The sequence below is a fragment of the Kluyvera georgiana genome (assembly GCF_050990895.1).
Lineage (GTDB): Bacteria > Pseudomonadota > Gammaproteobacteria > Enterobacterales > Enterobacteriaceae > Kluyvera > Kluyvera georgiana.
This window is the reverse complement of the sequence record NZ_CP158865.1, coordinates 376,031-402,248: the sequence shown is the minus strand read 5'-3', so window position 1 is coordinate 402,248 and position 26,218 is coordinate 376,031. Positions and strand designations below refer to the sequence as shown.

The 26,218-nt window shown below is 56.5% G+C and carries 20 protein-coding genes; 13 read left to right on the top strand and 7 right to left on the bottom strand.

Going from position 1 to position 26,218, the window contains the following annotated elements; translation table 11 throughout:
- The first annotated feature begins 114 nt into the window (after nucleotides 1-114).
- The 4 genes from ABTW00_RS01850 (at nucleotide 115) to hslO (ending at nucleotide 4,312) form a co-directional block, all read left to right on the top strand.
- Complete coding sequence (locus ABTW00_RS01850) at nucleotides 115-2,262, top strand: intracellular growth attenuator family protein (RefSeq protein ID WP_433638471.1); 2,148 nt, start codon at nucleotides 115-117, stop codon at nucleotides 2,260-2,262.
- Between the two features lie 66 nt (nucleotides 2,263-2,328).
- Nucleotides 2,329-3,006: a GMP/IMP nucleotidase gene (gene yrfG, locus ABTW00_RS01845; protein WP_064541492.1), complete on the top strand. Its 678-nt coding sequence runs from the start codon at nucleotides 2,329-2,331 to the stop codon at nucleotides 3,004-3,006.
- A gap of 2 nt (nucleotides 3,007-3,008) precedes the next feature.
- The gene (gene hslR, locus ABTW00_RS01840) at nucleotides 3,009-3,410 is read left to right on the top strand and encodes a ribosome-associated heat shock protein Hsp15 (protein ID WP_064541489.1); all 402 of its coding nucleotides are present in this window, start codon (nucleotides 3,009-3,011) and stop codon (nucleotides 3,408-3,410) included.
- Between the two features lie 23 nt (nucleotides 3,411-3,433).
- Nucleotides 3,434-4,312, top strand: a complete 879-nt coding sequence (gene hslO / locus ABTW00_RS01835) for an Hsp33 family molecular chaperone HslO (protein ID WP_065356451.1) — start codon at nucleotides 3,434-3,436, stop codon at nucleotides 4,310-4,312.
- 124 nt (nucleotides 4,313-4,436) lie between these two features.
- On the opposite strand, the gene ABTW00_RS01830 is transcribed toward hslO, so the two are convergent.
- Nucleotides 4,437-6,155 carry a DUF4153 domain-containing protein gene (locus tag ABTW00_RS01830; protein WP_433638467.1) on the bottom strand — a complete coding sequence of 573 codons (1,719 nt, stop codon included), beginning with the start codon at nucleotides 6,153-6,155 and terminating at the stop codon, nucleotides 4,437-4,439.
- A 369-nt stretch (nucleotides 6,156-6,524) separates the two neighbouring features.
- On the opposite strand from ABTW00_RS01830, the gene pckA reads away from it, so the two are divergent.
- Nucleotides 6,525-8,141 (top strand): phosphoenolpyruvate carboxykinase (ATP), encoded by a 1,617-nt coding sequence (pckA, locus tag ABTW00_RS01825; RefSeq protein ID WP_065356449.1) that lies wholly within the window; start codon nucleotides 6,525-6,527, stop codon nucleotides 8,139-8,141.
- A 143-nt stretch (nucleotides 8,142-8,284) separates the two neighbouring features.
- Here the strand turns inward: pckA and envZ are convergent, their stop codons facing one another.
- Nucleotides 8,285-9,637, bottom strand: a complete 1,353-nt coding sequence (envZ, locus tag ABTW00_RS01820) for a two-component system sensor histidine kinase EnvZ (protein ID WP_064541479.1) — start codon at nucleotides 9,635-9,637, stop codon at nucleotides 8,285-8,287.
- Nucleotides 9,634-10,353: an osmolarity response regulator transcription factor OmpR gene (gene ompR, locus ABTW00_RS01815; RefSeq protein WP_001157751.1), complete on the bottom strand. Its 720-nt coding sequence runs from the start codon at nucleotides 10,351-10,353 to the stop codon at nucleotides 9,634-9,636. Before ompR ends, envZ begins: the two co-directional genes overlap by 4 nt.
- A 230-nt stretch (nucleotides 10,354-10,583) precedes the next feature.
- Here ompR and greB point away from each other — a divergent pair, with 230 nt between their 5' ends.
- From greB to feoC, 5 genes are all read left to right on the top strand, one after another.
- Nucleotides 10,584-11,057 (top strand): transcription elongation factor GreB, encoded by a 474-nt coding sequence (gene greB, locus ABTW00_RS01810; protein ID WP_433638464.1) that lies wholly within the window; start codon nucleotides 10,584-10,586, stop codon nucleotides 11,055-11,057.
- Nucleotides 11,058-11,156: 99 nt separating this feature from the next.
- Nucleotides 11,157-13,490, top strand: coding sequence for a Tex family protein (locus ABTW00_RS01805; protein WP_433638462.1), 2,334 nt, complete (start codon nucleotides 11,157-11,159; stop codon nucleotides 13,488-13,490).
- A gap of 459 nt (nucleotides 13,491-13,949) precedes the next feature.
- A complete protein-coding gene (gene feoA / locus ABTW00_RS01800) occupies nucleotides 13,950-14,174 on the top strand; it encodes a ferrous iron transporter A (protein ID WP_074416793.1) in 225 nt (74 codons plus the stop codon).
- Between the two features lie 31 nt (nucleotides 14,175-14,205).
- A complete protein-coding gene (gene feoB, locus ABTW00_RS01795; RefSeq protein WP_433638460.1) occupies nucleotides 14,206-16,524 on the top strand; it encodes a Fe(2+) transporter permease subunit FeoB in 2,319 nt (772 codons plus the stop codon).
- 9 nt (nucleotides 16,525-16,533) lie between these two features.
- Nucleotides 16,534-16,770: a [Fe-S]-dependent transcriptional repressor FeoC gene (feoC, locus tag ABTW00_RS01790; RefSeq protein WP_064541466.1), complete on the top strand. Its 237-nt coding sequence runs from the start codon at nucleotides 16,534-16,536 to the stop codon at nucleotides 16,768-16,770.
- Between the two features lie 48 nt (nucleotides 16,771-16,818).
- On the opposite strand, the gene ABTW00_RS01785 is transcribed toward feoC, so the two are convergent.
- The gene (locus ABTW00_RS01785; RefSeq protein WP_064541463.1) at nucleotides 16,819-17,088 is read right to left on the bottom strand and encodes a YdgH/BhsA/McbA-like domain containing protein; all 270 of its coding nucleotides are present in this window, start codon (nucleotides 17,086-17,088) and stop codon (nucleotides 16,819-16,821) included.
- A gap of 114 nt (nucleotides 17,089-17,202) precedes the next feature.
- On the bottom strand, nucleotides 17,203-17,979 hold the full coding sequence (gene bioH / locus ABTW00_RS01780; protein WP_433638456.1) for a pimeloyl-ACP methyl ester esterase BioH: 777 nt from the start codon (nucleotides 17,977-17,979) through the stop codon (nucleotides 17,203-17,205).
- Between the two features lie 37 nt (nucleotides 17,980-18,016).
- Here bioH and gntX point away from each other — a divergent pair, with 37 nt between their 5' ends.
- The 3 genes from gntX to gntT all read left to right on the top strand — a co-directional run bounded on the left by gntX (nucleotide 18,017) and on the right by gntT (nucleotide 21,059).
- Nucleotides 18,017-18,691: a DNA utilization protein GntX gene (gntX, locus tag ABTW00_RS01775; RefSeq protein ID WP_433638454.1), complete on the top strand. Its 675-nt coding sequence runs from the start codon at nucleotides 18,017-18,019 to the stop codon at nucleotides 18,689-18,691.
- Nucleotides 18,692-18,749: 58 nt separating this feature from the next.
- Complete coding sequence (gene nfuA, locus ABTW00_RS01770) at nucleotides 18,750-19,325, top strand: Fe-S biogenesis protein NfuA (RefSeq protein WP_064541454.1); 576 nt, start codon at nucleotides 18,750-18,752, stop codon at nucleotides 19,323-19,325.
- 417 nt (nucleotides 19,326-19,742) lie between these two features.
- Nucleotides 19,743-21,059, top strand: coding sequence for a gluconate transporter (gene gntT, locus ABTW00_RS01765; RefSeq protein WP_064541451.1), 1,317 nt, complete (start codon nucleotides 19,743-19,745; stop codon nucleotides 21,057-21,059).
- 167 nt (nucleotides 21,060-21,226) lie between these two features.
- Here the strand turns inward: gntT and malQ are convergent, their stop codons facing one another.
- Together malQ and malP are read right to left on the bottom strand one after the other, a co-directional pair.
- Nucleotides 21,227-23,311, bottom strand: coding sequence for a 4-alpha-glucanotransferase (gene malQ / locus ABTW00_RS01760; protein WP_433638451.1), 2,085 nt, complete (start codon nucleotides 23,309-23,311; stop codon nucleotides 21,227-21,229).
- A 10-nt stretch (nucleotides 23,312-23,321) separates the two neighbouring features.
- Nucleotides 23,322-25,712: a maltodextrin phosphorylase gene (gene malP, locus ABTW00_RS01755; protein WP_433638449.1), complete on the bottom strand. Its 2,391-nt coding sequence runs from the start codon at nucleotides 25,710-25,712 to the stop codon at nucleotides 23,322-23,324.
- Nucleotides 25,713-26,218 lie beyond the last annotated feature (506 nt).

Here is a 26,218-nt window from a genome sequence, read left to right as displayed (position 1 = left end):
ACGTTTTGCGAGAGTCTATAAACTCTTTATAGTACCTCTGTAATACGTGCCGATGGTTAATAAGAAAAGCGGGCGACTCAAGAGACCTCTAAGAAAAAGTATGATGGGAAAAGCATGGGCACATTGATGATCTTTACCGTAGCGATACTGATCTGCGCCGTGCTGGTCGGTTGGCTCTTTCGTAAAAGGACAAAACGCCTTCAATTACCGTGGCTGCACCTTTTTCCTGGCGCAACCACGCGAAAACTGACCGACGAAGAGCGCCAGGGCGTTGAAAACTATCTGGGCGATCTGAACCGCGATTTGCAGGTTCCGGCGTCCGGCTCGACGATCGCGCCAACGGCGCTAACCCTCAACGCGCAAAGCGGCACCGTGTTCACGCTGACCCGCTCCATCACGCGCTATGGCATTACGACCGACGATCCGAATAAATGGCGCTATTTCCTCGACTCCGTGGAAGTGCACCTGCCGCCGTTCTGGGAACAGCATATTAACGATGAAAACAGCATTGAGCTTATCGTCACCGACGATATGCCGCTGGTCATCGGGCTCAACGGCCATTCACTCAAATCTTACTCGCAAGAGAGCCAGAATTTCGCGCTGGAGTCGACCACCTCGACGCAAGCCTCCATTCGCGGCGAAGAAAGCGAACAAATTGAACTGCTCAACATTCGCCAGGAAACCCATGAAGAACACGCGCTCAGCCGCCCCGACGGGCTGCGCGAGGCGCTGCTGATTGCCTCGGCTTTTTTGCTATTTTATTGCAGCCTGATTGCTCCTGCGGTATTTACCCCGTGGGTGCTGGGCGGAGCGCTGCTGCTGCTCGCTGGCGGGCTATGGGGACTCTTTGCTCCCCCCACCAAGTCCTCTCTGCGCGAGATCCACTGCCTGCGCGGCACCCCTAAGCGTTGGGGCCTGTTTGGTGAAAACGATCAGGAACAGATCAACAACATCTCGCTCGGCATTATCGACCTCATCTATCCGCGTCACTGGCAGCCTTTTGTCGCACAGGATCTGGGGCAGAAAACGGATATTGATATCTACCTTGACCGGCACGTGGTCCGTCAAGGGCGTTTCCTCTCGCTGCATGATGAAGTCAAAAACTTCCCGCTTCAGCACTGGTTGCGCAGCGCAGTCATTGCCGGCGGCGCGTTGCTGGTGGTGGTCATGATGTGGGTGAGCGTGCCGCTGAATATGCCGTTTAAGTTTACGATTTCATGGCTGAAAGGCGCCCAAACCGTAGAAGCCAAAGACGTTCGCCAGTTAGCGCAGGCCGGCGTACGCGTAGGCGACACGCTGCATCTGAGCGGCATCGGGATGTGTAATATTCACTCACCGGGCACCTGGACGGCGCAGGAAAGCTCGCCGTTCCTGCCGTTTGACTGTTCACAGATTATCTGGAACGACGCGCCGCGTCTGCCGCTGCCAGAATCCGAAACCGTCAGCAAAGCCACGGCGTTGGTGCAAGCGGTCAATCGTCAGCTGCATCCTTCTGCGGACGATGACTCTCATGTCAGCGCAGCGCTGCGCTCTGCCATTCAGAAATCCGGGATGGTCCTGCTGGATGACTTTGCCGATATTGTGCTGAAAACGAAAGATCTGTGTTCAGCCGCCGACGACTGCGTGCGGCTGAAGAATGCTCTGGTCAACCTTGGCAACACCCGCGACTGGGATGCGCTCGTTAAGCGCGCCAACTCCGGCAAGCTCGACGGCGTTAACGTCCTGCTGCGCCCGGTCAGCGCCGAATCGCTGGATAATCTGGTAGAGACCTCCACCGCGCCGTTTATCCTGCGCGAAACCGCGCGCGCGGCGCAGGCGCTCAATAGCCCGGCACCGGGTGGCTTCCTCATTACCAGCGATGAAGGTAGCGACTTTGTGACCCAGCCGTACCCAACCACCAGCCTGTATGACTATCCAGCCCGCGAGCAGTGGAACGAGTTCCAGCGTCTGGCGGGTATGCTGATGCACACCCCGTTCCACGCCGAAGGCATCGTGACGAATCTCTATACCGACGCCAACGGTACCCAGCATATCAACCTGCACCGTATGCCGGACAGCAGCGGGCTGTGGCACTATCTGGCCACCACGCTGCTGATGCTGGTGATGATTATCTGCACAATTTACAACGGCATTCAGGCGCTGCGCCGCTATCATCGCCATCGGGAACGTCTGGCCGAAATTCAGAAATACTATGAAAGCTGCATCAACCCGGTTCTGCTTTCATCACCGGATGACTTTAAGTCCGATTTCCCGACCCACTAGCCGCCTCACAAGTCGCGACGGAGTTATGTTACTCTGTCGCGCATTTCTTCCGTCTGGAGACTCAGCATGCATTTCGACATCGCCTGGCAAGAGGTTGATACCGTACTTCTGGACATGGACGGCACGCTCCTCGACCTCGCCTTCGACAGTTATTTCTGGCAAAAACTGGTGCCGGAAACCTACAGCACAAAGCATGGCATCAGCCTGCAGGCGGCTCGGGAAGCCATCCGCCAGGAATACCACGCGGTGCAACATACGCTAAACTGGTACTGTCTGGACTACTGGAGCGAGCGGCTGGGTCTGGATATCTGCTCGATGACCAGCGAGCAGGGGCCGCGCGCGGTGCTGCGCGATGATACCGTCCCCTTCCTGGATGCGCTGAAGGCCAGCGGCAAACGCCGTATCCTGCTGACCAACGCGCATCCGCACAACCTTGCGGTGAAGCTGGAACACACGGGTCTCGACGCACACCTTGATTTATTACTTTCCACCCATACATTTGGTTATCCGAAAGAGGATCAGCGGTTATGGCAGGCCGTGGCGGAAAAGACGGGACTGGAAGCCGAACGTACGCTGTTCATCGACGATAGCGAAGCGATTCTGGATGCCGCCGCACGCTTTGGGATTCGCTATTGCCTCGGCGTCACTAACCCCGATTCGGGCATGGCGGAAAAAGCGTATCTACGTCATCCCGCACTTAACGATTACCGTCGTCTGATCCCCTCACTGCACGTGAAGGAGTGACCATGAAAGAGAAGCCCACTGACGGCGTCAGGCTGGATAAGTGGCTCTGGGCCGCGCGTTTTTATAAGACCCGCGCCCTGGCACGCGAGATGATTGAAGGCGGTAAAGTTCACTATAACGGGCAGCGTTCCAAGCCCAGTAAAGTTGTCGAACTGAACGCACAATTGACGCTACGTCAGGGAAATGACGAACGCACCGTGGTGGTGAAAGCCATTACCGAGCAGCGCCGCCCGGCGACGGAGGCCGTCGCGCTATATGAAGAGACGGCAGAAAGTATCGAAAAGCGCGAAAAAGTTGCCCTGGCGCGCAAGCTGAATGCGCTGACCATGCCGCATCCGGACAGACGGCCGGATAAAAAAGAGCGGCGCGACCTGATGAGATTTAAATACGGCGACAGTGAATAACTGCCACCCCAAGAGAGAAAATTATGACTCAACACGATCAATTACATCGCTATCTGTTTGAAAACTATGCCGTACGTGGCGAACTGGTCACCGTATCCGAAACGCTCGAACAGATTCTGGCAGGCCACAACTACCCGCAGCCGGTGAAAAACGTGCTGTCGGAGCTGCTGGTTGCCACCAGCCTGCTGACCGCGACGCTGAAGTTTGAAGGTGATATCACCGTTCAGCTGCAGGGCGATGGCCCGATGACGCTGGCGGTGATCAACGGTAACAACCACCAGCAGCTGCGCGGCGTGGCCCGTGTGCAGGGTGAGATTCCAGAAGATGCCGATCTGAAAACACTGATCGGCAACGGCTATCTGGTCATTACCATTACCCCAGCCGAGGGTGAACGTTATCAGGGCGTAGTCGGTCTGGAAGGCGATACGCTGGCGGCATGCCTCGAAGATTACTTCCAGCGTTCCGAACAGCTGCCTACCCGTCTTATTATCCGTACCGGTGAGTCTGAGGGTAAACCGGCCGCGGGTGGGATGTTACTGCAGGTGATGCCCGCGCAGAATGCCCAGCCGGACGACTTCGACCATCTGGCGGCGCTGACCGACACGATTAAAGCCGAAGAGCTGTTCACGCTGCCGGCCAACGATGTGCTGTGGCGCTTGTACCACGAAGAAGAGGTCACGCTGTACGACCCGCAGAGCGTAGAGTTCAAGTGCACCTGTTCTCGCGAACGCTGCGCTGGCGCGCTGAAAACGCTGCCGGATGAAGAGATCAACAGCATTCTGGAAGAAGAAGGCGAGATCGATATGCACTGCGACTACTGCGGTAGCCACTACGTGTTTAACGCGATGGATATCTCCGAGATTCGTAATAACGCTTCTCCGGCGGATCCGCAGGTGCATTAATTCTGCCGTCCGGGACGTAGACCTGATAAGCATAGCGCCATCAGGCACAATCATGCTGAGTGCCGGATGGCGGCGTAAATGCCCTGTTCGGCCTATTCCACCTGAAATAACATAACGCGGAGGTTTAGCGCCGATACTCCAGCACCACCGTTTCATCCCCCAGCGTCATATCCTGCCAGAGCTTCGGCTTCGCGCCCACTTTGCCCTCTTCCACCGCCCGCAGCAGCTTCTCTTTATTCACTCCCGCAGGTAGCGTTGCGCTCGCCTTAAACTCCCAGCCTTTTGCCCCCAGGCCAAACACCAGCACGGTGCGATCGCCAAAAGCATACAGCACCTGCTCCCGCTGACCGTCACCGTTAAGATCCTGACTGACCAGCACGCAGCTATCGACGTCGCTGCAGGATTCCACCAGATAGCGCCGTTCAATAATTGCCGCCCACAGCGCGGCGTCCGGCGACTGGCTGCCAGCGGCCACGACGACGTTTTTCGCCAGCATCGGCGGCGTCAGTTTTTCCGTTGGGTTGAGATCGCCATTGAGCAGCCGCGTCAGTTGCCTCTGTCGCCTGGCATCCTGGGTAAATTCCGGATCTTTTTGCAGCGTCAGCAGCGCTTCACGCCCCGGTTTACCGCTGTGTGAAAGCATATATAGGCTGACCTGATCGGCGTTAATTTTGCCCTCATGATAGCGCGACATATGGCTATTCACGCTAATGCGCCAACTGTCGAGAACCGGGGTATAGATCAGCCCCAGTATGACCAACGACAGCAGTGATACGGCCAAATGCACCTGCCCCATCAGCAGCGACGGATCTTCCCGGCGGCGCAGCAAACTCAGCACATAGCCCAGTGACCAGACCAGCAGCACCACAACCACCAGCGTGCCGTGCAGACGCTCCGACGTCCAGCCATACTGCCCGATTCGCACCCACAACGCCCAGCCGGCAATCGCCACATAGACCGGTGTAAGCATCATCGCCGTCATGATGAGATAGCGCAGCGGTCGTGGATAGCCGAGTTGCGGCTGTTGCGGCTGCCAAACCATCGCCGTCAGCAACAGCTGACTCAGCGCTAAGGTTAGCAGCAGCAGCGCGGCAGACACGCGTTGAGAAATCACCGCCAGCCCGGTAAACGCCAACGTGACGAGGAACAGAATAGCCAGCAGCGAAACCAACGGCAGCAGACCGGTGGCGAGCAGCGTCAGCAGCTTATGAATGGCTGTCACCAGACGCACATTCTGCCGCGCCAGAATCACCGTCAGCGCCGTCACCAGGCCAATAACGAGGTAAATGAACCATTCCGTTTCAAAGAACAGCTGGGAGAAGAAGGTGATATTTGCCAGTTCAAACAACCCGCTCCACAGCAGGAAGATGAGCCAGACCAGACCATTAGCGACACCAATCAGCAGCAGCGTCAGGGCGTTCTGCCACTGTTGGTCATAGAAATGCACATAGCGATAACTCCCCGGATGGGGATGCAGCTGAAACTGTATCCACGGCAAAATCATCAGCGCCATCAACAGTAGACACCAGCCGTAGCGGAACAGGGCATCATACTGCCGCCATGCATCATCACCGCTAAGGTTGCTTTTCAGCCATCCGCTCATGCCAAGGACAACCGCCAGAATGAGCGCCAGCCAGCCCCACAGCGCGCGTTGGCGAAACGAGATGACGCTAAACAGCAGCACAGAAGATAATGCCAGGCTGCCGGGCAATCCATAAAATATCCACCAACTGTGGTGTGGAATAAGTTCTGTCACCAGCAAGTAGCACAGCAATCCTTGTACGACGCCGGTGAGCACCATCCCCCAGCGGGTTGGTGAGGAAAGCGGTGTCACAGTATCCATTTCAGTGTCCCTGCTTCAGGATAGGGTAAATACAGTATCTCATTGAACGAAACAGAAGCGAAATACCGCCTGCCGACAGGCGAGGTGAATCGATTTTTGTTCTGAAAGCATTACGTAATTTTCTTTCATAAATGCGATTACATTCACATTTATGCCGTCAATTAAACCATTTTGTAACCATTTAAGAACATTCGCGCCAAATACGCGGTATTTCCTGTCATAATCCCTGTCGCTTCGTGACAGGAGTCACAATGTTTTCGTAAGTAAGACGTTTGTCGGGATACGTAAATCTATGAGCCTGGTCGCGGTCAACACCCCTAAAATACCCATAGAATTTATGGTAGTACATATTGGCTAAGGAGCAGTGAAATGCGCAACGGTATAACCCCGCAGGACCTCAAGGCTTATGGTATTAACGACGTACAGGATATCGTCTACAACCCCGATTACGATACATTGTATCAAGAAGAACTCGATCCTAACCTGGAAGGTTATGAGCGTGGTGTACTGACGAACCTGGGAGCAATTTCTGTCGATACCGGTATCTTTACCGGCCGTTCTCCAAAGGACAAATACATTGTTCGCGATGATACGACCCGCGATACGGTGTGGTGGTCTGATAAGGGTAACGGGAAAAATGACAATAAGCCTCTGTCACCTGAAATCTGGCAACATCTGAAAGGCCTGGTGTCAGAACAGCTGTCCGGCAAACGCCTGTTCATCATTGACGCCTTCTGCGGCGCTAACGAAGACACGCGTCTGTCCGTCCGTTTTATCACCGAGGTGGCCTGGCAGGCGCACTTCGTCAAAAACATGTTTATTCGCCCGACCGATGAAGAACTGAAAACGTTTAAACCAGACTTTATCGTCATGAACGGCGCGAAGTGCACCAACCCGCAGTGGAAAGAACAAGGCCTCAACTCGGAAAACTTTGTCGCGTTTAACCTGACGGAGCGTATTCAGCTGATTGGCGGGACCTGGTACGGCGGCGAAATGAAAAAGGGGATGTTCTCCATCATGAACTACCTGCTGCCGCTGCAGGGCATTGCCTCCATGCACTGCTCCGCGAACGTGGGCGAGAAAGGAGATGTCGCCGTATTCTTCGGCCTCTCCGGCACCGGTAAAACCACCCTGTCTACCGACCCGAAACGTCGTCTGATTGGCGATGACGAACACGGCTGGGATGACGACGGCGTGTTTAACTTTGAAGGCGGCTGCTACGCCAAAACCATTAAGCTGTCGGAAGCGGCTGAGCCGGATATCTACCACGCCATTCGCCGTGATGCGCTGTTGGAAAACGTGGTGGTGCGTGAAGACGGCAGCATCGACTTCGATGACGGTTCCAAAACCGAGAACACCCGCGTTTCCTACCCGATTTATCACATCGACAATATCGTCAAGCCGGTGTCAAAAGCGGGCCACGCAACCAAGGTTATTTTCCTGACTGCCGATGCGTTCGGCGTGCTGCCGCCGGTTTCTCGCCTCACCGCCGACCAGACGCAGTATCACTTCCTGTCTGGTTTCACCGCGAAACTGGCGGGTACCGAGCGCGGCGTTACTGAGCCGACGCCAACCTTCTCCGCCTGTTTCGGCGCGGCGTTCCTGTCGCTGCACCCAACGCAGTATGCGGAAGTGCTGGTAAAACGCATGCAGGCGGCGGGCGCTCAGGCCTACCTGGTGAACACCGGCTGGAACGGCACCGGCAAACGTATTTCCATCCAGAATACGCGCGCCATCATTGATGCCATCCTCGACGGTTCGCTGGACAACGCTGAAACCTTCACCCTGCCGATGTTTAACCTGCAGATCCCAACCGCGCTGCCGGGCGTCGACACCCACATCCTCGATCCGCGTAATACCTACGGTTCGCCGGAGCAGTGGCAGGAGAAGGCCGAAACGCTGGCGAAGCTGTTTAAAGAGAACTTTGAGAAGTACACCGATACGCCTGCCGGCGCCGCGCTGGTGAGCGCAGGTCCGCAGCTGTAACTCAGCGTGTCTAGGCCGGATAAGGCGTTACGCCTCCATCCGGCAACGAACCGCACCGTGCCTGATGGCGCTACGCTTATCAGGCTTACAGGTCGTTCAAGCGCCAAAACAAAAACCGCCGGGGTTTTCCCCAGCGGTTTTTTTTAGCTTTCTTTGCTGCCCGATGGCATCTGGCCTGCCGGTATCGGCAGCCAGGCGCGAATCAACAGCCCGCCCCGTTCGCTGGTGTCTAATTCCAGCAGCCCGTTGTGGTTATCAATAATGCGCTGCACAATCGCCAGCCCCAATCCGGTGCCGCTGATGGTACGGGCGCTATCGCCACGCACAAAGGGCTGGAACAGATGCTTGCGCTGTTCGGGCTTAATACCCGGACCGTCATCCTCCACCTGGAACCAGGCGCGATGCGCTTCACGGCCGCTGCTGACTTTAATCCAGCCGTTACCGTAACGGGCCGCGTTCACCACCATATTCGCCAGCGCGCGTTTGATGGACAGCGGATGCACACGCACCGGGATATCGCCATCCAGCAGATTGGTTTCGATTTCTCGCTCGTAGCCGCTTTCCGCCGCAATCACCTCGCCGAGAACGGTATTGAGATCGATAAACTCCAGCGGCATCTCCTGGCCGGTACGCAGGTAATCAATAAACTGCTCGATGATGGCGTTGCACTCTTCGATATCTTTATTGATCGATTCCGCCAGATAGCCATCCTGCTCGCCCATCATCTCGGTTGCCAGACGAATACGCGTCAACGGTGTGCGCAGGTCGTGGCTGACCCCTGCCATCAGTAACGTACGGTCATCCGACAGCTGCTTCACGCCTGCGGCCATATGGTTAAAGGCCCGGGTCACCGAACGCACCTCCGACGCGCCATACTCGCGCAGCGGCGGCGGAATAATCCCTTTACCGACCTGAAGCGCCGCGTGCTCCAGGTCGACCAGGGGTCGGTTCTGGATGCGGATAAACAGCCATGCGCCGCCTATCGCCAGCAGCATAATCGCCAGGGTGTAACGGAACAGCGGGGAGAAGTCTCCCTGATGGATCTCGGTCAGCGGCACGCGCACCCAGATATTGGGCGACAGCCAGGTCTTCAACCAGACCACCGGGGAGCTTTTATTGACTTCAACGCGCACTTCCGTCGGCCCGCCGAGCTGCTGAGCCATCTGCTGGCTCAAAAACTCGTAGTGCTGCGCCCAGCGCAGGCCAGCCTCTTCTGCGGCTTCATCGGAATAGAGCGAAATGCCCAGTTCGCGATAGATCTCGCGGCGAAACGCCGGCGGCACGACCAGCTGCGTGCCGTCCTCCAGCTGCAGTTTATCGGTCATCAGCATACGCACTTCGTAGGCTAAGACTTTATTAAACTGCTGCAGGCTTGGCAGAATCGCGAAATTCAACACCACCAGATAGGTTGTCACCAGGCTGACGAACAGCAAGGTGACAATCAGCAATAACGTGCGGGCAAATGAACTTCGTGGCGAGAAGCGCAGTCGCCTCATGCTTTAGAGCCGTCCGGGACAAACACGTAGCCCAGACCCCATACGGTCTGAATATAGCGCGGATGCGCCGGATCTTCTTCCACCATGCGGCGTAAGCGGGAGATCTGCACATCGATGGAACGTTCCATCGCCGAGTATTCACGGCCGCGCGCCAGGTTCATCAGCTTGTCACGAGACAGCGGCTCGCGCGGGTGGCTCACCAGCGCTTTCAGCACCGCAAACTCACCGCTGGTCAGCGGCATCGGCTCGTCTTCACGGAACATCTCACGGGTGCCGAGGTTCAGCTTGAACTTACCAAAGGCGATAACCGCTTCTTCCTGCGAAGGCGCGCCCGGCAGTTCGTTCGCCTGACGACGCAGCACCGCACGAATACGGGCCAGCAGTTCACGCGGGTTGAACGGTTTCGGAATGTAGTCGTCGGCGCCGATCTCGAGGCCCACGATACGGTCAACTTCTTCCCCTTTCGCCGTCACCATAATGATCGGCATCGGGTTGCTTTGGCTGCGCAGGCGGCGGCAGATGGAGAGGCCATCTTCACCCGGCAGCATGAGATCCAGCACCATCAGATGGAAGGATTCACGGGTCAGCAATCTGTCCATCTGTTCGGCGTTAGCCACGCTTCGAACCTGGAAACCCTGCTCGGTCAGATAACGCTCCAGTAACGCGCGCAGGCGCATGTCGTCATCCACAACAAGAATCTTATAATTCTCTTGCATTGTTTTTACTCCCAAAGGTTCGCAACAATTAATCAGCATGTATTCTCAAAAAAGCCTGCGCTTGCGACCAGCTAAATCTGGTATAAATTCCAGGCTAAATTGTTACAAAGCATATTTAACAGCGAGTTAAGTATACAATGAATCTTAATACACATTATTTATTCTGTCGGTATGCTCACGTAATACGTATTGTGCGCAATATTTCCTCGGCAGCCAGGTAAGCACTTAAGATGAAAACACCGTTGATCACCCGTGAAGGGTACGAAAAGCTCAAACAAGAGATGGATTATCTCTGGCGCGAAGAACGCCCGGAGGTCACCAAAAAAGTGACCTGGGCCGCGAGCCTTGGCGATCGCAGTGAAAACGCTGACTACCAGTATAATAAAAAACGCTTAAGGGAGATTGACCGCCGCGTTCGCTATTTAACCAAGTGTCTTGAAAATCTGCGTATCGTCGATTATTCGCCGCAGCAAGAAGGCAAAGTCTTTTTTGGCGCGTGGGTGGAGATTGAAAACGACGACGGCGATACCAAGCGTTTTCGCATTGTCGGCTACGACGAGATTTTTGGCCGCAAGGACTACATTTCGATCGACTCGCCGATGGCCCGCGCGCTATTGAAAAAGGAGGTCGGCGATCTGGCGATCGTCAATACGCCAGCGGGCGAGGCCAGCTGGTACGTAAATGCGATCGATTACGTAAAATAACGCCGGAACAATCCGAAGCCCCCGCTGATGACTGGCATTTTTGCCAGTCAATCCGTATAACTGTCCCCTGATTTTATGACCTAACAGTGAAACCAAGCCATGATGAATGATTCGCTCTGCCGCATTATTGCGGGTGAACTTCAGGCCAGAGCCGAACAGGTGGAAGCCGCCGTTCGCCTGCTTGATGAAGGGAACACCGTGCCGTTTATCGCACGTTATCGTAAGGAAATCACCGGCGGACTGGATGATACGCAGCTGCGTAATCTGGAAACTCGCCTGGGGTATTTGCGTGAGCTGGAAGACCGCCGTCAGGTCATTCTGAAATCCATCAGTGAGCAGGGTAAGCTCACCGACGCGCTGGAAAAAGCCATCAACGGCACGCTCAATAAAACCGAACTCGAAGACCTCTACTTACCGTACAAACAGAAGCGCCGTACCCGCGGGCAGATTGCCATTGAAGCGGGCCTTGAGCCGCTGGCCGATCTGCTGTGGAGCGAGCCGTCCCACGACCCGGAAACCGAAGCGGCGAAATTTATCGATGCCGATAAGGGCGTGGCGGACACCAAAGCCGCCCTCGACGGCGCGCGCTATATCCTGATGGAACGCTTCGCCGAAGACGCAGGCCTGCTGGCGAAAGTACGTGACTACCTGTGGAAGAACGCCCATCTGGTGGCCAAAGTGGTCAGCGGTAAGGAAGAGGAAGGCGCGAAATTCCGCGACTACTTCGACCATCACGAACCGATTTCCACCACCCCTTCCCACCGCGCGCTGGCGATGTTCCGCGGGCGCAATGAAGGTATTCTGCAGCTCTCGCTCAACGCCGATCCACAGTTCGACGAACCGCCGAAAGAGAGCCACTGCGAACAGATTATTATCGACCACCTCGGCCTGCGCCTGAACAACGCCCCGGCGGATAGCTGGCGCAAAGGCGTGGTAAGCTGGACCTGGCGCATCAAGGTGCTGATGCACCTCGAAACCGAGCTGATGGGCACCGTGCGCGAACGCGCGGAAGATGAAGCCATCAACGTCTTCGCCCGTAACCTGCACGATCTGCTGATGGCTGCGCCGGCTGGCCTGCGCGCGACCATGGGCCTCGACCCAGGTCTGCGTACCGGCGTGAAGGTGGCGGTGGTTGACGGCACCGGCAAGCTGGTGGCAACGGATACCATCTACCCGCACACCGGGCAGGCGGCGAAAGCCGCGGTTGTCGTCGCGGCGCTGTGCGAAAAACACAACGTTGAGCTGGTGGCGATCGGCAACGGTACCGCCTCACGCGAAACCGAGCGTTTCTTCCTCGATGTGCAGAAACAGTTCCCACAGGTCACCGCGCAGAAGGTGATCGTCAGCGAAGCCGGCGCTTCAGTGTATTCCGCCTCCGAACTGGCGGCGCAGGAGTTCCCGGATCTCGACGTTTCCCTGCGCGGCGCGGTGTCTATCGCCCGTCGTCTACAGGATCCGCTGGCAGAGCTGGTGAAAATCGACCCGAAATCCATCGGTGTGGGCCAGTATCAGCATGACGTCAGCCAGACGCAGCTGGCGCGTAAGCTGGACGCGGTCGTCGAAGACTGCGTGAACGCCGTCGGCGTGGATCTGAACACCGCCTCCGTGCCGCTGCTGACCCGCGTCGCGGGCCTGACGCGCATGATGGCGCAGAACATCGTCGCCTGGCGCGATGAGAACGGCCAGTTCCAGAACCGCCAGCAGTTACTGAAGGTAAGTCGTCTGGGGCCGAAAGCGTTCGAGCAGTGCGCGGGCTTCCTGCGCATTAACCACGGCGATAATCCGCTGGACGCTTCCACCGTGCACCCGGAAGCCTACCCGGTGGTTGAACGCATTCTGGCGGCCACTCAGCAGGCGCTGAAAGATCTGATGGGCAACAGCAGCGAACTCCGCGGTCTGAAAGCCTCCGAGTTTACCGACGAGCGTTTCGGCGTGCCGACCGTCACCGACATCATCAAAGAGCTGGAAAAACCGGGCCGCGACCCGCGTCCGGAATTTAAAACCGCGAAGTTCGCCGATGGCGTGGAAACCATGAACGACCTGCTGCCGGGGATGATCCTCGAAGGCGCGGTGACCAACGTCACCAACTTTGGCGCCTTTGTCGATATCGGCGTGCACCAGGACGGCTTGGTGCATATCTCCTCGCTGGCGGATAAATTCGTCGAAGATCCACACACCGTGGTGAAAGCGGGCGATATCGTCAAGGTGAAGGTGCTGGAAGTCGATTTGCAGCGTAAGCGTATCGCCCTGACCATGCGTCTGGATGAGCAACCGGGTGAAACCAATGCCCGTCGCGGCGGCGGTAATGACCGTCCGCAGAACAGCGGGCGTCCAGCAGCCAAAGCGGCCAAGCCGCGCGGTCGTGAAGCTCAGCCTACCGGTAACAGCGCCATGATGGACGCCTTAGCCGCAGCTATGGGTAAAAAACGCTAATCAATAAACGCCTTATCCGTTTGTAGGCCGGATAAGGCGTGTACGCCGCCATCCGACTGCGTGCTCGCATTGTGCCTGATGGCGCTACGCTTATCAGGCCTACCTTTCCTTCCCGGATATATAGCTCGCCCAGCCATTAGGACTTTCAGATCGGTTTTTAATAATAAGCCTTGTCACGTTTTATTTTATTAACCAATGAAACCTTAATTAAACATTAAGCGATGTAAATATCGGTTAATTGATTTCTCGCTACATTGAGTTGCTTGAGGAATATCAAAAAAAGTGCAAATAGTGCGCAAAACTCCCGCCAGGCGCATATTATGTATTGATGATAAAAACCATTCTCATTATCATCATTTGCAGTGCATTTTATTCTTTATTCGTTGACGATGCCCATGCCGCCACCCGGCAGCCTCCGGGCACTCTCTCGTCCAGCTAGCGATAAAACAAGTAGGTTCTATGCAATTTACACCGGATACTGCGTGGAAGATTGTTGGTTTCTCCCGCGAAATTAGCCCAGCCTATCGGCAGAAACTACTCTCACTGGGCATGCTGCCTGGCTCATCATTTCATGTGGTTCGCGTTGCGCCCTTAGGCGACCCTATCCATATTGAAACTCGTCGCGTAAGCCTGGTATTGCGTAAAAAAGATCTCGCGCTAATCGAATTAGAACCCGTCGCGTAATGACTTCAGCCCGGTAATAAGAGTCTGAAAAATGAAAAAATTAACCATCGGTCTAATTGGTAATCCTAATTCCGGCAAGACAACTTTATTTAATCAGCTAACCGGCGCGCGCCAGCGCGTAGGCAACTGGGCGGGAGTCACGGTTGAACGTAAAGAAGGATCTTTCGCCACCACCGACCATCAGGTCACTCTCGTCGACCTGCCGGGCACCTACTCGCTGACCACCATATCCTCGCAAACGTCACTGGATGAACAAATCGCCTGCCACTACATTCTCAGCGGCGATGCCGACCTGCTGATTAACGTGGTCGACGCCTCCAATCTGGAACGTAACCTTTATCTGACGCTGCAACTGCTCGAACTGGGCATTCCGTGCGTGGTCGCACTGAACATGCTGGATATCGCCGAGAAACAGCAGATTCGCATTGATGTCGACGCCCTTTCCGCTCGCCTCGGCTGCCCGGTTGTGCCGCTGGTATCGACCCGCGCTCGCGGCATTGAAGCGCTGAAAATGGCGATCGATCGCCACAAGGGCAATCAGCAGCTGGAGTTGGTGCACTATCCACAGCCGCTGCTGCGCGAAGCCGATAATCTAGCCAAAGAGATGGCGCAAGACATTCCAGAGCGTCAGCGCCATTGGCTGGGTATGCAGATGCTGGAAGGCGACATCTACAGCAGCGCCTACGCCGGTGACGCAGCGCATAAACTGGACATTGCGCTGGCGCATCTGAGCGAAGAGCTGGACGATCCGGCGCTGCATATCGCCGACGCGCGCTATCAGAGCATCGCCGCTATCTGCGACGCCGTCAGCAATACGCTGACCGCCGAACCAAGCCGCTTCACCGCCGCGCTGGATAAAATCGTCCTCAACCGCGTGCTGGGGCTGCCGGTATTTCTGTTCGTGATGTACCTGATGTTCCTGCTGGCGATTAACATCGGCGGCGCCTTACAGCCGATCTTTGACGGCGGCTCGGTAGCGCTGTTTATTCACGGTATTCAGTGGATTGGCTACACCCTGCACTTCCCGGACTGGCTGACCGTATTCCTGGCGCAGGGGCTTGGCGGCGGTATCAACACCGTTCTGCCGCTAGTGCCGCAAATCGGTATGATGTACCTGTTCCTCTCGTTCCTTGAGGACTCCGGCTATATGGCCCGCGCCGCCTTCGTCATGGACCGCCTGATGCAGGCGCTTGGTCTGCCGGGGAAATCCTTTGTGCCGCTGATTGTCGGCTTCGGTTGTAACGTGCCGTCGGTAATGGGCGCCCGTACGCTGGATGCCCCGCGTGAACGCCTGATGACCATTATGATGGCGCCGTTTATGTCCTGCGGCGCGCGTCTGGCTATCTTCGCGGTCTTCGCCGCGGCCTTCTTCGGCCAGGGTGGCGCGCTGGTCGTCTTCTCGCTCTATGTGCTGGGGATCGTTATCGCCATCCTCACCGGCCTGATGCTCAAATACACCATCATGCGCGGCGAAGCCTCGCCGTTCGTGATGGAACTGCCGGTCTACCACGTACCGCACATCAAAAGCTTGTTCATCCAGACCTGGCAGCGCCTGAAAGGCTTCGTGCTGCGCGCCGGTAAAGTTATCGTGATCGTCAGCATCTTCCTGAGCGCGCTGAACAGCTTCTCGTTCAGCGGCAAGATCGTCGACAACATTAATGATTCGGCGCTGGCCTCTGTCAGCCGCGTGATTACGCCGGTGTTTAAACCGATTGGCGTGCATGAAGATAACTGGCAGGCCACCGTCGGCCTGTTTACCGGGGCGATGGCGAAAGAAGTGGTGGTGGGGACGCTGAACACCCTCTACACCGCCGAAGACATCCAGAACGAAGCGTTCAACCCGCAGGAATTCCATCTCGGCGATGAACTGCTGGGCGCGCTCGATGAAACCTGGCAAGGCCTGAAAGACACCTTCAGCCTAAGCGTACTGGCTAACCCCATCGAAGCCAGCAAAGGCGATGGCGAGATGGAAACCGGCGCAATGGGCGTGATGGGCAGCAAATTCGGCAGCGCGGCGGCAGCGTACAGCTACCTGATTTTCGTACTGCTCTACATTCCGTGCATCTCGGTCATGGGGGCGATAGCCCGTGAATCGAGCCGTGGCTGGATGACGTTCTCCATCCTGTGGGGGCTGAATATCGCCTACTCGCTGTCCACGCTCTACTACCAGACGGTCAGCTTCAGCCAGCATCCACGCTACAGCCTGGTGTGCATTCTGGCGGTGATTCTGTTTAACATTGTGGGGCTGGGTCTGCTGCGCCGCGCCCGTAGCCGGGTGGATGTCTCCCTGCTGGCGACGCGTAAAACGCCGACTTCCTGCTGCTCCAGCCCGGCTGGCGATTGCCACTAAGGAGCGATGATGGCGTCATTGATCGAAATACGCGACACGCTGGCCCTGCAAGGACGCATGGAAGCCTCACAGCTCAGCGCCCAGCTGCATACGCCGCAAGCGTTAGTTGACGCCATGCTGAGCCGCTTAGAAGCGATGGGAAAAGTGGTGAAAATTCAGGAAGACGCCGAGGGTTGCCTGAGCGGTAGCTGCAAAAGCTGCCCGGAAGGCAAAGCGTGCCTGCGTGAGTGGTGGGCGCTACGTTAAGATGTTATCCCCGACGCTGTCAGCAGCGTCGGGAGTAAAAGGCAAAACTTATTTGTAGACGTCCGCGTTACCGTGGACGGTTTTTTCGTTTTTCCCACCCGCAATAATCACATAATACTTGCCACCCAGCTCATCCGCCTTTTTCGACAGATCGCGCTTCGCATCCATTGGCGAGGTGGTACGCGAGGTGGTGATGTTGCCGATTTTCGTCAGCTTAAGCTTGGCAACATCTTCTTTCTGGATCTCTTTAGCAGCAAACGCACCAAACGACAGGGAGCCAATCACCAGAGATGCAACAATACCTGTAACAAATTTCATAGCCTCTACTCTCCTTAGGGTTGTTATTTGCGCTGCGCGGGTGCGCGAAATAATCACCTGCCGCAACAGCTTAAGTATTGCTATGAATATCTTTTTTACCACGTCCGCACAGAATTATTTCTCAATTTGCTTTTTCAACGCCACCAATGGTGCGCAAAATGCCTGCGGATGAGAGATAAACGGCGCATGGGCCGCTTTGTCAAAAATGAACGATTCGCTCTGCGGCCACTGCGCATCCAACTGCGGGACAATCTTGCGCGGCACCAGACCATCAAGTCGGCCATACAGACGCAGGAACGGTAAATCCAGCGCCGTGAGCGGCGCGCGTAAATCTGCGGTTTTGAGGATCTCAAGGCCGCCGTTGAGCACCTCAGACGACGGCATCGGCAGCGATAACACCGCCTGTTTCAGCGATCGGGCATCCTGTCGGGCACTTTCGGTACCTAAGGTTTGCAACGCCAGAAAGCGTTCAACGGTACGCTGAAAATCTTCGCTCAATTGCTGCTGAAAGCCGCTGAGCACTTCCGGCTTAATGCCCGGCCACTCATCCCGCGCGCTAAAACAAGGAGACGACGCCACGGTAACCAGTGCCTGCACGCGCGTCGGGTGGTTCAACGCAATCTGGCTTGCCACCAGCCCACCCAGGCTCCAGCCCAGCCAGATGGCTCGTTCAGGGGCATTTTCCAGCACCTTCTCCGCCATCGCTTCCAGCGTCATGGCGCCCCATTCACCGCTACGTCCGTAACCCGGCAGGTCAACAAGATGCAGCGTAAAATGCGCGCTCAATTCCGGCGTAATGCAATCCCAGACCTGTGCATTCAGCCCCCACCCGTGCAGCAGCACAAGATGACAATTTCCTTCGCCCGTGGTTTGCCACCAGATGTCGTTCATCAGCTATCGTTCTCGTTTCTTCGCTTAAGGAGGGATTATGCTAACAGTCCACGGCGCGTGCTGGCTATGCCAAATGCCGCTGGCGCTCCCCGCATGGGGCATCTGCTCGCACTGTGCAAAAACGCTGTTTGCGCAAGGGTGTCATTGTCCGCAGTGCGGCCTGCCGGCTGAAAACGAAAGCATCCCCTGCGGCCGCTGCCTGCAAAAACCGCCGCCATGGCAGCGGCTGGTGGCGATTAACGACTATCGTCCTCCGCTCAGCCAACTGATCCACCGCTTCAAGTTCAGCGGTAACGCAGAACTGGCCTCCACGCTGGCGCGTCTGCTGTTGCTGGCCGTCCGTCAACGTACCGACCTGCCCGCCCCCGTTCAGCTCATCAGCGTCCCGTTGTGGCAACGCCGTCACTGGCGGCGAGGCTATAATCAAAGCGAACTGCTCTGTCGTGCGCTGGCACGCTGGTTACATGCCGATTATCAGCCCCGAGCCATCACGCGTATTCGCCCAACGGCGACCCAGCATCAGCTCAGCGCCCGGTTGCGCAAGCACAACCTGAAAAACGCTTTCCAGCTTGAATTACCGGTGCACGACCGCCATATGGTGATTGTGGATGATGTGGTCACGACGGGGAGTACCGTGGCTGAAATTTCCCGCCTGCTTTTGCGAAACGGCGCGGCGAGCGTTCAGGTATGGTGTCTGTGCCGCACCTTGTAGACCCCCAGCGATGGGCGTATTATAACCAACTAAAGTAGTCAACTATTAGGTCAAAGCTATGATCCGTATTTCCGATACTGCGCAAGCGCACTTTGCCAAACTTCTGCAAAATCAGGAAGAAGGGACACAAATCCGCGTATTTGTGATTAACCCTGGTACGCCTAACGCAGAATGCGGCGTTTCTTACTGCCCGCCGGATGCGGTGGAAGCAAGTGATACAGCCCTGAAATTTGAACAGCTCACCGCCTATGTCGACGAGCTGAGCGCTCCGTATCTGGAAGATGCGGAAATTGATTTTGTCACCGACCAGCTCGGCTCTCAGCTGACGCTGAAGGCACCGAATGCCAAAATGCGTAAAGTGTCCGACGACGCCCCGCTGATGGAGCGCGTAGAGTACATGCTGCAGTCGCAGGTTAACCCGCAGCTCGCCGGCCACGGTGGTCGCGTGTCGCTGATGGAAATCACCGAAGATGGCTATGCCATTCTGCAATTTGGCGGCGGCTGTAACGGTTGCTCAATGATCGATGTCACCCTGAAAGACGGCATTGAAAAACAGCTGCTGGCCGAGTTCCCGGACCTGAAAGGCGTACGCGATCTCACCGAACACCAGCGCGGCGAGCACTCTTACTACTAAGTTAGCGCCCTGCTCATCCCCGGCGGCGCTTCGCTTGGCCGGGCTACCCATGTTTGTAGCCCGGGTGAGTCGTTTATGCCGACCCCGGGGATGCACCGTCCACTCCCACGACATCATGTTACCGCGCAACATTCCTCGCAAATTGCTGCACGAAAAACGGCAATAACCCTACCAATTATTTGACTACCGTCGCAGATTTCACATTTCTATGCATGGGGTTATTCTCAACCTCCGTATGTTACCCGTATCATTGCGGCACACACCACCGCGTTAAATAAATAGCCAGCTATCCTTTGTCTGAGTCATACAACAGACGGTGGCGTGAAGAAGTCAGTACCTATTCCCTCTGTAGGGACAATTGGAAGTTGTCGCAACAACAGTGACGTTACCCATAACAAATTAAAGGCTGGATAAGTTATGCCATTAATCATCGTAGCTATCGGGGTTATCCTCTTATTACTGCTGATGATCCGTTTCAAAATGAACGGGTTTATCGCTCTGGTGCTGGTGGCGCTAGCCGTCGGCTTAATGCAGGGCATGCCGCTGGACAAAGTGATCGTGTCGATTAAAAACGGCGTTGGCGGCACCCTTGGCAGCCTGGCGCTGATTATGGGCTTTGGCGCCATGCTCGGTAAAATGCTGGCCGACTGCGGCGGCGCGCAGCGTATTGCCACCACGCTTATCGACAAATTTGGTCGCAAGTACATTCAGTGGGCGGTCGTACTGACCGGTTTCACCGTCGGCTTCGCGCTGTTCTACGAAGTGGGCTTCGTGCTGCTGCTGCCGCTGGTCTTCACCATTGCCGCCAACGCGCGTATTCCGCTGCTGTACGTCGGTGTGCCGATGGCTGCCGCGCTCTCGGTAACCCATGGCTTCCTGCCTCCGCACCCGGGTCCGACCGCTATCGCGACCATCTTCCACGCAGACATGGGTAAAACCCTGCTGTACGGTACCCTGCTGGCGATTCCGACCGTCATTCTGGCGGGCCCGGTTTACGCACGCTGCCTGAAAAGCATCGACAAGCCGATCCCGGAAGGTCTGCACAACCCGAAAACCTTCACCGATGAAGAGATGCCGTCCTTTGGCGTGAGCGTCTGGACCTCTCTGGTACCGGTTATCCTGATGGCGCTGCGCGCCGTGGCTGAGATGGTGCTGCCGAAAGGGCACGCGCTGCTGCCTGCCGCTGAGTTCTTCGGTGACCCGGTGATGGCAACGCTGATCGCCGTGCTGATTGCTATCTTTACCTTCGGTCTGAACCGTGGCCGTTCGATGGACGACATCAACGATACGCTGATCTCCTCCATTAAAATCATTGCCATGATGCTGCTGATCATCGGCGGCGGCGGTGCCTTCAAGCAGGTACTGGTCGACTCCGGCGTAGATAAGTACATCGCGTCTATCATGCACGAGTCCAACGTTTCTCCGCTGTTTATGGCCTGGTCTATCGCCGCCGTACTGCGTATTGCGCTGGGTTCAGCCACCGTTGCGGCCATCACCGCTGGCGGTATTGCCGCTCCGCTGATTGCCACCACCGGCGTGAGCCCGGAGCTGATGGTTATCGCGGTAGGTTCCGGTTCCGTTATCTTCTCTCACGTGAACGATCCGGGCTTCTGGCTGTTCAAAGAGTACTTCAACCTGACCATCGGTGAGACCATCAAGTCCTGGTCAATGCTGGAAACCATTATCTCGGTTTGTGGTCTGGTCGGTTGTCTGCTGCTGGGGATGGTGGTGTAACGCCACGCACTTTAGAAACCAACATGCCGGGCTTGCCCGGCATTTTTATTGGTAGGCTTGATAAGCGTGGCGCCATCAGGCAATTACGGCGCACATCGCCGGATGGCGACGTTGTCTTATCCGGCCGACAAAAAACCCGGCGTCGCGTTGCTCGGCCGGGTTATGGTTTACTTCTTCTTGCTCGCCGCTTTCCGGCGCTTGTCTAAATCTTTAATCAGCTTGTTTACGCCGTCGTCAGCAAACATCGCTTCCAGCGAAGTGGAGAGCTTGCGTCGCCAGTTCGGGTATTCAGAGCTGGTACCGGGAATATTGACCGGTGCGGACATCTGCAGCCAGTCTTCCGGCTGTAGGCCCAGCAGCGCGCTATTGCTGTCCGCGATATAACGCTGCATGCCGCGGCTCAGGGTTGAAGTCATCGACATCAGCGATGCCTTATGCCCCGCACGTTTAGGCAGCGCGCCGTATTTATGCAGCGCGTCCAGCAGCCCCTGCTTCGCCAGTTCACGATCCTGATACAGCCCGCGCAGTACGTCTGCGTCCGGGTAGAGACCCAGCGCGTTGCCCAGCGTCAGATCGCCGCTTTCCCAGTAACCGCGCAGCGTCGGCAGGTCATGGGTGGTCGCGACGGCCATTGACTGCTCCGGATAGGCTTTCGGCGCACGGAACGTCTTCTCACTGTCGTTCTCAAAATAGAGCACTTTGTACGAGTAGACGCCGCTCTTACGCAGCTTACCGACGATTTCCACCGGCACCGTCCCCAGATCTTCGCCAATGACCATACAGCGATGACGTTTACTTTCCAGCGCCAGAATCGACAGCAGCGCATCCACCGGATACTGCACGTAGGCACCGTGATCGGCGGTTTCGCCGTACGGAATCCACCACAGGCGCAGCACGGACATCACGTGGTCGATACGCAGCGCGCCGCAGTTTTTCATGTTGGCGCGCAGCAGTTCGATAAACGGTTCATAAGCTCGCGCGGCGATGATATGCGGATCCATCGGCGGCAGGCCCCAGTTCTGCCCCAGCGGCCCGAGGATATCCGGCGGCGCGCCGACGGAAGCCTTCAGGCAGTAGAGTTCACGGTCGCACCAGGTTTCGGAGCCGCCTTCGGCCACCCCCACCGCCAGATCGCGGTAGAGGCCAATCGGCATGGCGTCGCGCTGGCTGGTTTCCCAGCACTCGGCAAACTGGGTGTAGGCCAGCCACTGTAACCAAAGGTAGAAATCGACTTCGTCAGCATGCTTTTGACAAAATGCGTGTACTTCCGGGCTGTCGATATTCTGATACGCCTTCGGCCACGCCGGCCAGCCCCAGCGTAGCTTATCTTCTTTCACCTGATGGGCGTGCAGCGCGTCAAACGCCGCCTGCCAGTACAGGCTTTCGCCCTCTTTATCAACAAAGTAACGGAAGGCCGCCATCGGCTCGTCGTGACGTTTGGCAAAGCGTTTCCACGCCATACGCAGGGCCGTCATTTTCAGCTCGGTGACCGCGGTGTAGTCCACCTGCTCGACGTCGCGCGCGGCCTTCAGCTTCTGCTGAGTCGCCGGCAGTTTCCACCACGCCTGCGCCTCGTCGCTCAGTCTGAAGTCTTCCACCGCGTTAACGTCGATATAGATAACGTTCATCCAGCGACGCGACGACGGGCTGTACGGGCTCGCGCTCTCCGGGTTAGCCGGATAAAGCGCATGAATCGGGTTGAGGCCGATAAACGCGCCGCCACGCTTCGCCACTTCCGGCAGCATCGCCTTCAGATCGCCGAAGTCGCCGATGCCCCAGTTCTTTTCCGAACGCAGGGTGTAGAGCTGCACGCAGGCGCCCCACAGCTTTTTCGCCTCTTGCAGCGGCTGTGGTTCATAGCAGCGTTCAGGCGCAATAATCACCCGGCAGTGCCAACGCTGGTCATCCTGAGTCAGCGTTAAGGAGTGATACCCCTCCGGCAAACGCGTCGGCAGGCTGAGATTTTTGCCGCCCGACGCCTTGCCGTGATGCTGCTGGCCCTCTTCGGTGGTGAGGATCCAGCTAAACTCGCCGCTGCCGGAAACCGGCAGCGCCATTTTCTTACCGTACGTCAGAACCATCACGTTCGGTATCGGCGTCGCCGCGACCGAATCGGTCGCGGGACGATGCATTGCGTCAAGCAAGCGCCGCTTGGTGTCTGCGCCGATAGACTGCGGCTTGCCGTGCGCATTGATATAGTCAGGGCTAATGCCTGCCGCCAGCGCGGCATTATCGAGGCGTTTGCTTTCCATAGGCCAGTCCTTAGCGTTTTGCCTGCCAGATACGTTTTTGGTAATCGCGAATCGAACGATCGGAGCTGAACATGCCGCAGCGCGCGGTGTTCAGGATGGCCGCACGCGTCCAGGCTTCCTGATCGCGGTAGAGCACGTCCACCTGCTTCTGCGCTTCCACATAGGCAGCAAAGTCGGCCATCACCAGGTACGGGTCGCCACCCTCTTTGCCGATGCTGTGCAGCATCTGGTCAAAGGCATGCTTGTCGCCGTCGCTGTACTTACCGCTTTCCAGCTCTTTCAGCACCGCGTCCAGCAGCTTATCGGCCTTACGCCATTTCAGCGGATCGTAACCCTTGGCTTTGAGTTCCTTCACCTGCTCAACGGTATGGCCGAAGATGAAGATGTTCTCGTCGCCCACTTTTTCGGCGATTTCTACGTTCGCACCGTCCAGCGTACCGACGGTCAGCGCGCCGTTCAGCGCCAGCTTCATGTTACCGGTGCCGGAGGCCTCTTTACCGGCCGTGGAAATCTGCTCGGAAACGTCCGCCGCCGGAATCAGCATCTCTGCCGCCGACACGCAGTAATCCGGCAGGAAGACCACTTTCAGCTTATCGCCCACCTGCGGATCGTTATTGATCGCATCGGCCACTTTGTTGATCGCAAAGATAATATTCTTCGCCAGGTAGTAGCCCGGCGCCGCTTTCGCACCGAACAGGAACACGCGCGGTACGCGGTCAGCCTGCGGGTTTTCGCGAATCTCTTTGTACAGCGCCAGAATGTGCAGCAGGTTCAGGTGCTGGCGTTTGTACTCGTGCAGACGTTTGATTTGAATATCAAAAATCGCGTTGCTTGAAATCTCAATCCCGGTACGGGCCTTGATGAATTTCACCAGGCGCTCTTTGTTCGCCAGCTTGATGTCGCGGTACTGCTGACGGAACTTCGCATCGTCGGCGTATTTTTCCAGATTGATCAACTGGTCGAGATCGTTAGCCCACTCTTTTTTCAGCGATTTATCCAGCAGCGCGGCCAGAGCCGGGTTGCACTGTTTGATCCAGCGACGCGGCGTGATGCCGTTGGTGACGTTGTGGAAACGGGTCGGCCACAGCTGATGATATTCCGGGAACAGATCCTTCACCACCAGGTCAGAGTGCAGTGCCGCCACGCCGTTAACCGCAAAGCCGCTCACTACGCACATGTTCGCCATGCGTACCTGTTTGCTGTGCACCACGGCCAGCTTCGCCCAGACGGCTTCATCGCCCGGCCAGGTCGCGTCAACCAGCTTCTTAAAGCGGTCGTTAATCTCTTTGATGATCTGCATATGACGCGGCAGCAGCGCTTTCACCAGCTTCTCATCCCAGCACTCCAGCGCTTCTGGCATCAGGGTGTGGTTGGTGTAGGCGAAGGTTTTGCTGGTGATAGCCCAGGCGTCATCCCAGCTCAGCTGGTGCTCGTCAATCAGCACGCGCAGCAGTTCCGGAATGGCGATGGTCGGGTGCGTATCGTTCAACTGGATAACTTCGAAATCGGCCAGTTCGTGCAGCTTACGGCCCGCCAGATGGTGGCGACGCAGAATATCGGCCACCGAACAGGCGCACTGGAAGTACTGCTGCATCAGGCGCAGTTTTTTACCCGCGGTGTGGTTGTCGTTCGGGTAGAGCACTTTAGTCAGTTTTTCGGCGTCGATACCCTGCTGCTCAGCGCGCAGGAAATCGCCGTCGTTGAATTTGGTCAGGTTGAACGGATGCGCATGTTTCGCCTGCCACAGGCGCAGCGGCTGCGCGACGCCGTTACGATAGCCCAGCACCGGGAGGTCCCAGGCTTCACCGGTAATCGTGAAGGCTGGCTGCCATTCACCTTTCACCACTTTGCCGCCAATGCCCACCTGCACATCCAGCGCTGCGTTGTGGCGGAACCACGGGTAGCTACCGCGCTGCCAGTCGTCCGGCGCTTCCATCTGCTGGCCTTCGGCAAACGACTGGCGGAACAGACCGTACTGGTAGTTCAGACCATAGCCGGTGGCGGACTGGCCGACGGTGGCCATTGAGTCGAGGAAGCAGGCTGCCAGACGGCCCAGACCACCGTTGCCTAACGCCGGGTCAGTCTCTTCTTCCAGCAGGTCAGTCAGGTTGATGTTGTAGGCTTTCAGCGCTTCGCTCACCCCTTCATACCAGCCGAGGTTGAGCAGGTTGTTGCCGGTCAGGCGGCCAATCAGGAACTCCATGGAGATGTAGTTCACGTGGCGCTGATCTTTTGCTGGCTTCGCTACCGGCTGCGCCGACAGCTGTTCAGCCAGCGCGCCGCTCACAGCCTGCCACCACTGATGAGACGTCATTTCGGAAGCGGCCTGCAGGCCAAAACGCTGCCACTGACGCGTCAGGGCAGCCTGGAATGAATCGTGATTAAAAGTAGGCTGTGACATAGTGAAATCGAATCCTTTTTACATAAACGTTAGCGGTAGTTTGCCTGGCTGGATGCGCGACTTCCTCCTCCTGTCCTGGATTAGGCGGGGAGGAGTCGCAGGGATGAGCGAAAAGTGTGATCGCCGCCACTATAACGTTAGCGACTGACGGCAGTTTTGCGCATTTTTCAGCCAGACAAGTAGGTCCTTTTTGCAGAATTCAGTCTCGGGGATTATGTCCACGAGATCTTCGCGCCAGGTCATAAAATGAAATGCCGTTTCGCAGTAAATATGTAAATAAGGAAACAATCCCCGTACGGAAATAAGCAACAAATTAATACGTATTGTTTCTATGGAAAATTACGTGCGCTGACATATCTTTAAACGTTCTTTATTCCATGGGGGCTTAAAGTTTATTTTCACTTGTCACCACAATAGGTTACAAACCCCCGTGTTTCCGCGCTCTGCGAGCCGTTCTACGTGGATGGTATTAAATTAAAGAAATTGTGACATATCGCAAATTAGCG

What these genes read in the sequence shown, in the direction of transcription:
- ABTW00_RS01850 (WP_433638471.1), top strand. Translation starts at nt 115, where the DNA reads ATGGGCACATTGATGATCTTTACCGTAGCGATACTGATCTGCGCCGTG.
- yrfG (WP_064541492.1), top strand. Translation starts at nt 2,329, where the DNA reads ATGCATTTCGACATCGCCTGGCAAGAGGTTGATACCGTACTTCTGGAC.
- hslR (WP_064541489.1), top strand. Translation starts at nt 3,009, where the DNA reads ATGAAAGAGAAGCCCACTGACGGCGTCAGGCTGGATAAGTGGCTCTGG.
- hslO (WP_065356451.1), top strand. Translation starts at nt 3,434, where the DNA reads ATGACTCAACACGATCAATTACATCGCTATCTGTTTGAAAACTATGCC.
- ABTW00_RS01830 (WP_433638467.1), bottom strand. Translation starts at nt 6,155, where the DNA reads ATGGATACTGTGACACCGCTTTCCTCACCAACCCGCTGGGGGATGGTG.
- pckA (WP_065356449.1), top strand. Translation starts at nt 6,525, where the DNA reads ATGCGCAACGGTATAACCCCGCAGGACCTCAAGGCTTATGGTATTAAC.
- envZ (WP_064541479.1), bottom strand. Translation starts at nt 9,637, where the DNA reads ATGAGGCGACTGCGCTTCTCGCCACGAAGTTCATTTGCCCGCACGTTA.
- ompR (WP_001157751.1), bottom strand. Translation starts at nt 10,353, where the DNA reads ATGCAAGAGAATTATAAGATTCTTGTTGTGGATGACGACATGCGCCTG.
- greB (WP_433638464.1), top strand. Translation starts at nt 10,584, where the DNA reads ATGAAAACACCGTTGATCACCCGTGAAGGGTACGAAAAGCTCAAACAA.
- ABTW00_RS01805 (WP_433638462.1), top strand. Translation starts at nt 11,157, where the DNA reads ATGATGAATGATTCGCTCTGCCGCATTATTGCGGGTGAACTTCAGGCC.
- feoA (WP_074416793.1), top strand. Translation starts at nt 13,950, where the DNA reads ATGCAATTTACACCGGATACTGCGTGGAAGATTGTTGGTTTCTCCCGC.
- feoB (WP_433638460.1), top strand. Translation starts at nt 14,206, where the DNA reads ATGAAAAAATTAACCATCGGTCTAATTGGTAATCCTAATTCCGGCAAG.
- feoC (WP_064541466.1), top strand. Translation starts at nt 16,534, where the DNA reads ATGGCGTCATTGATCGAAATACGCGACACGCTGGCCCTGCAAGGACGC.
- ABTW00_RS01785 (WP_064541463.1), bottom strand. Translation starts at nt 17,088, where the DNA reads ATGAAATTTGTTACAGGTATTGTTGCATCTCTGGTGATTGGCTCCCTG.
- bioH (WP_433638456.1), bottom strand. Translation starts at nt 17,979, where the DNA reads ATGAACGACATCTGGTGGCAAACCACGGGCGAAGGAAATTGTCATCTT.
- gntX (WP_433638454.1), top strand. Translation starts at nt 18,017, where the DNA reads ATGCTAACAGTCCACGGCGCGTGCTGGCTATGCCAAATGCCGCTGGCG.
- nfuA (WP_064541454.1), top strand. Translation starts at nt 18,750, where the DNA reads ATGATCCGTATTTCCGATACTGCGCAAGCGCACTTTGCCAAACTTCTG.
- gntT (WP_064541451.1), top strand. Translation starts at nt 19,743, where the DNA reads ATGCCATTAATCATCGTAGCTATCGGGGTTATCCTCTTATTACTGCTG.
- malQ (WP_433638451.1), bottom strand. Translation starts at nt 23,311, where the DNA reads ATGGAAAGCAAACGCCTCGATAATGCCGCGCTGGCGGCAGGCATTAGC.
- malP (WP_433638449.1), bottom strand. Translation starts at nt 25,712, where the DNA reads ATGTCACAGCCTACTTTTAATCACGATTCATTCCAGGCTGCCCTGACG.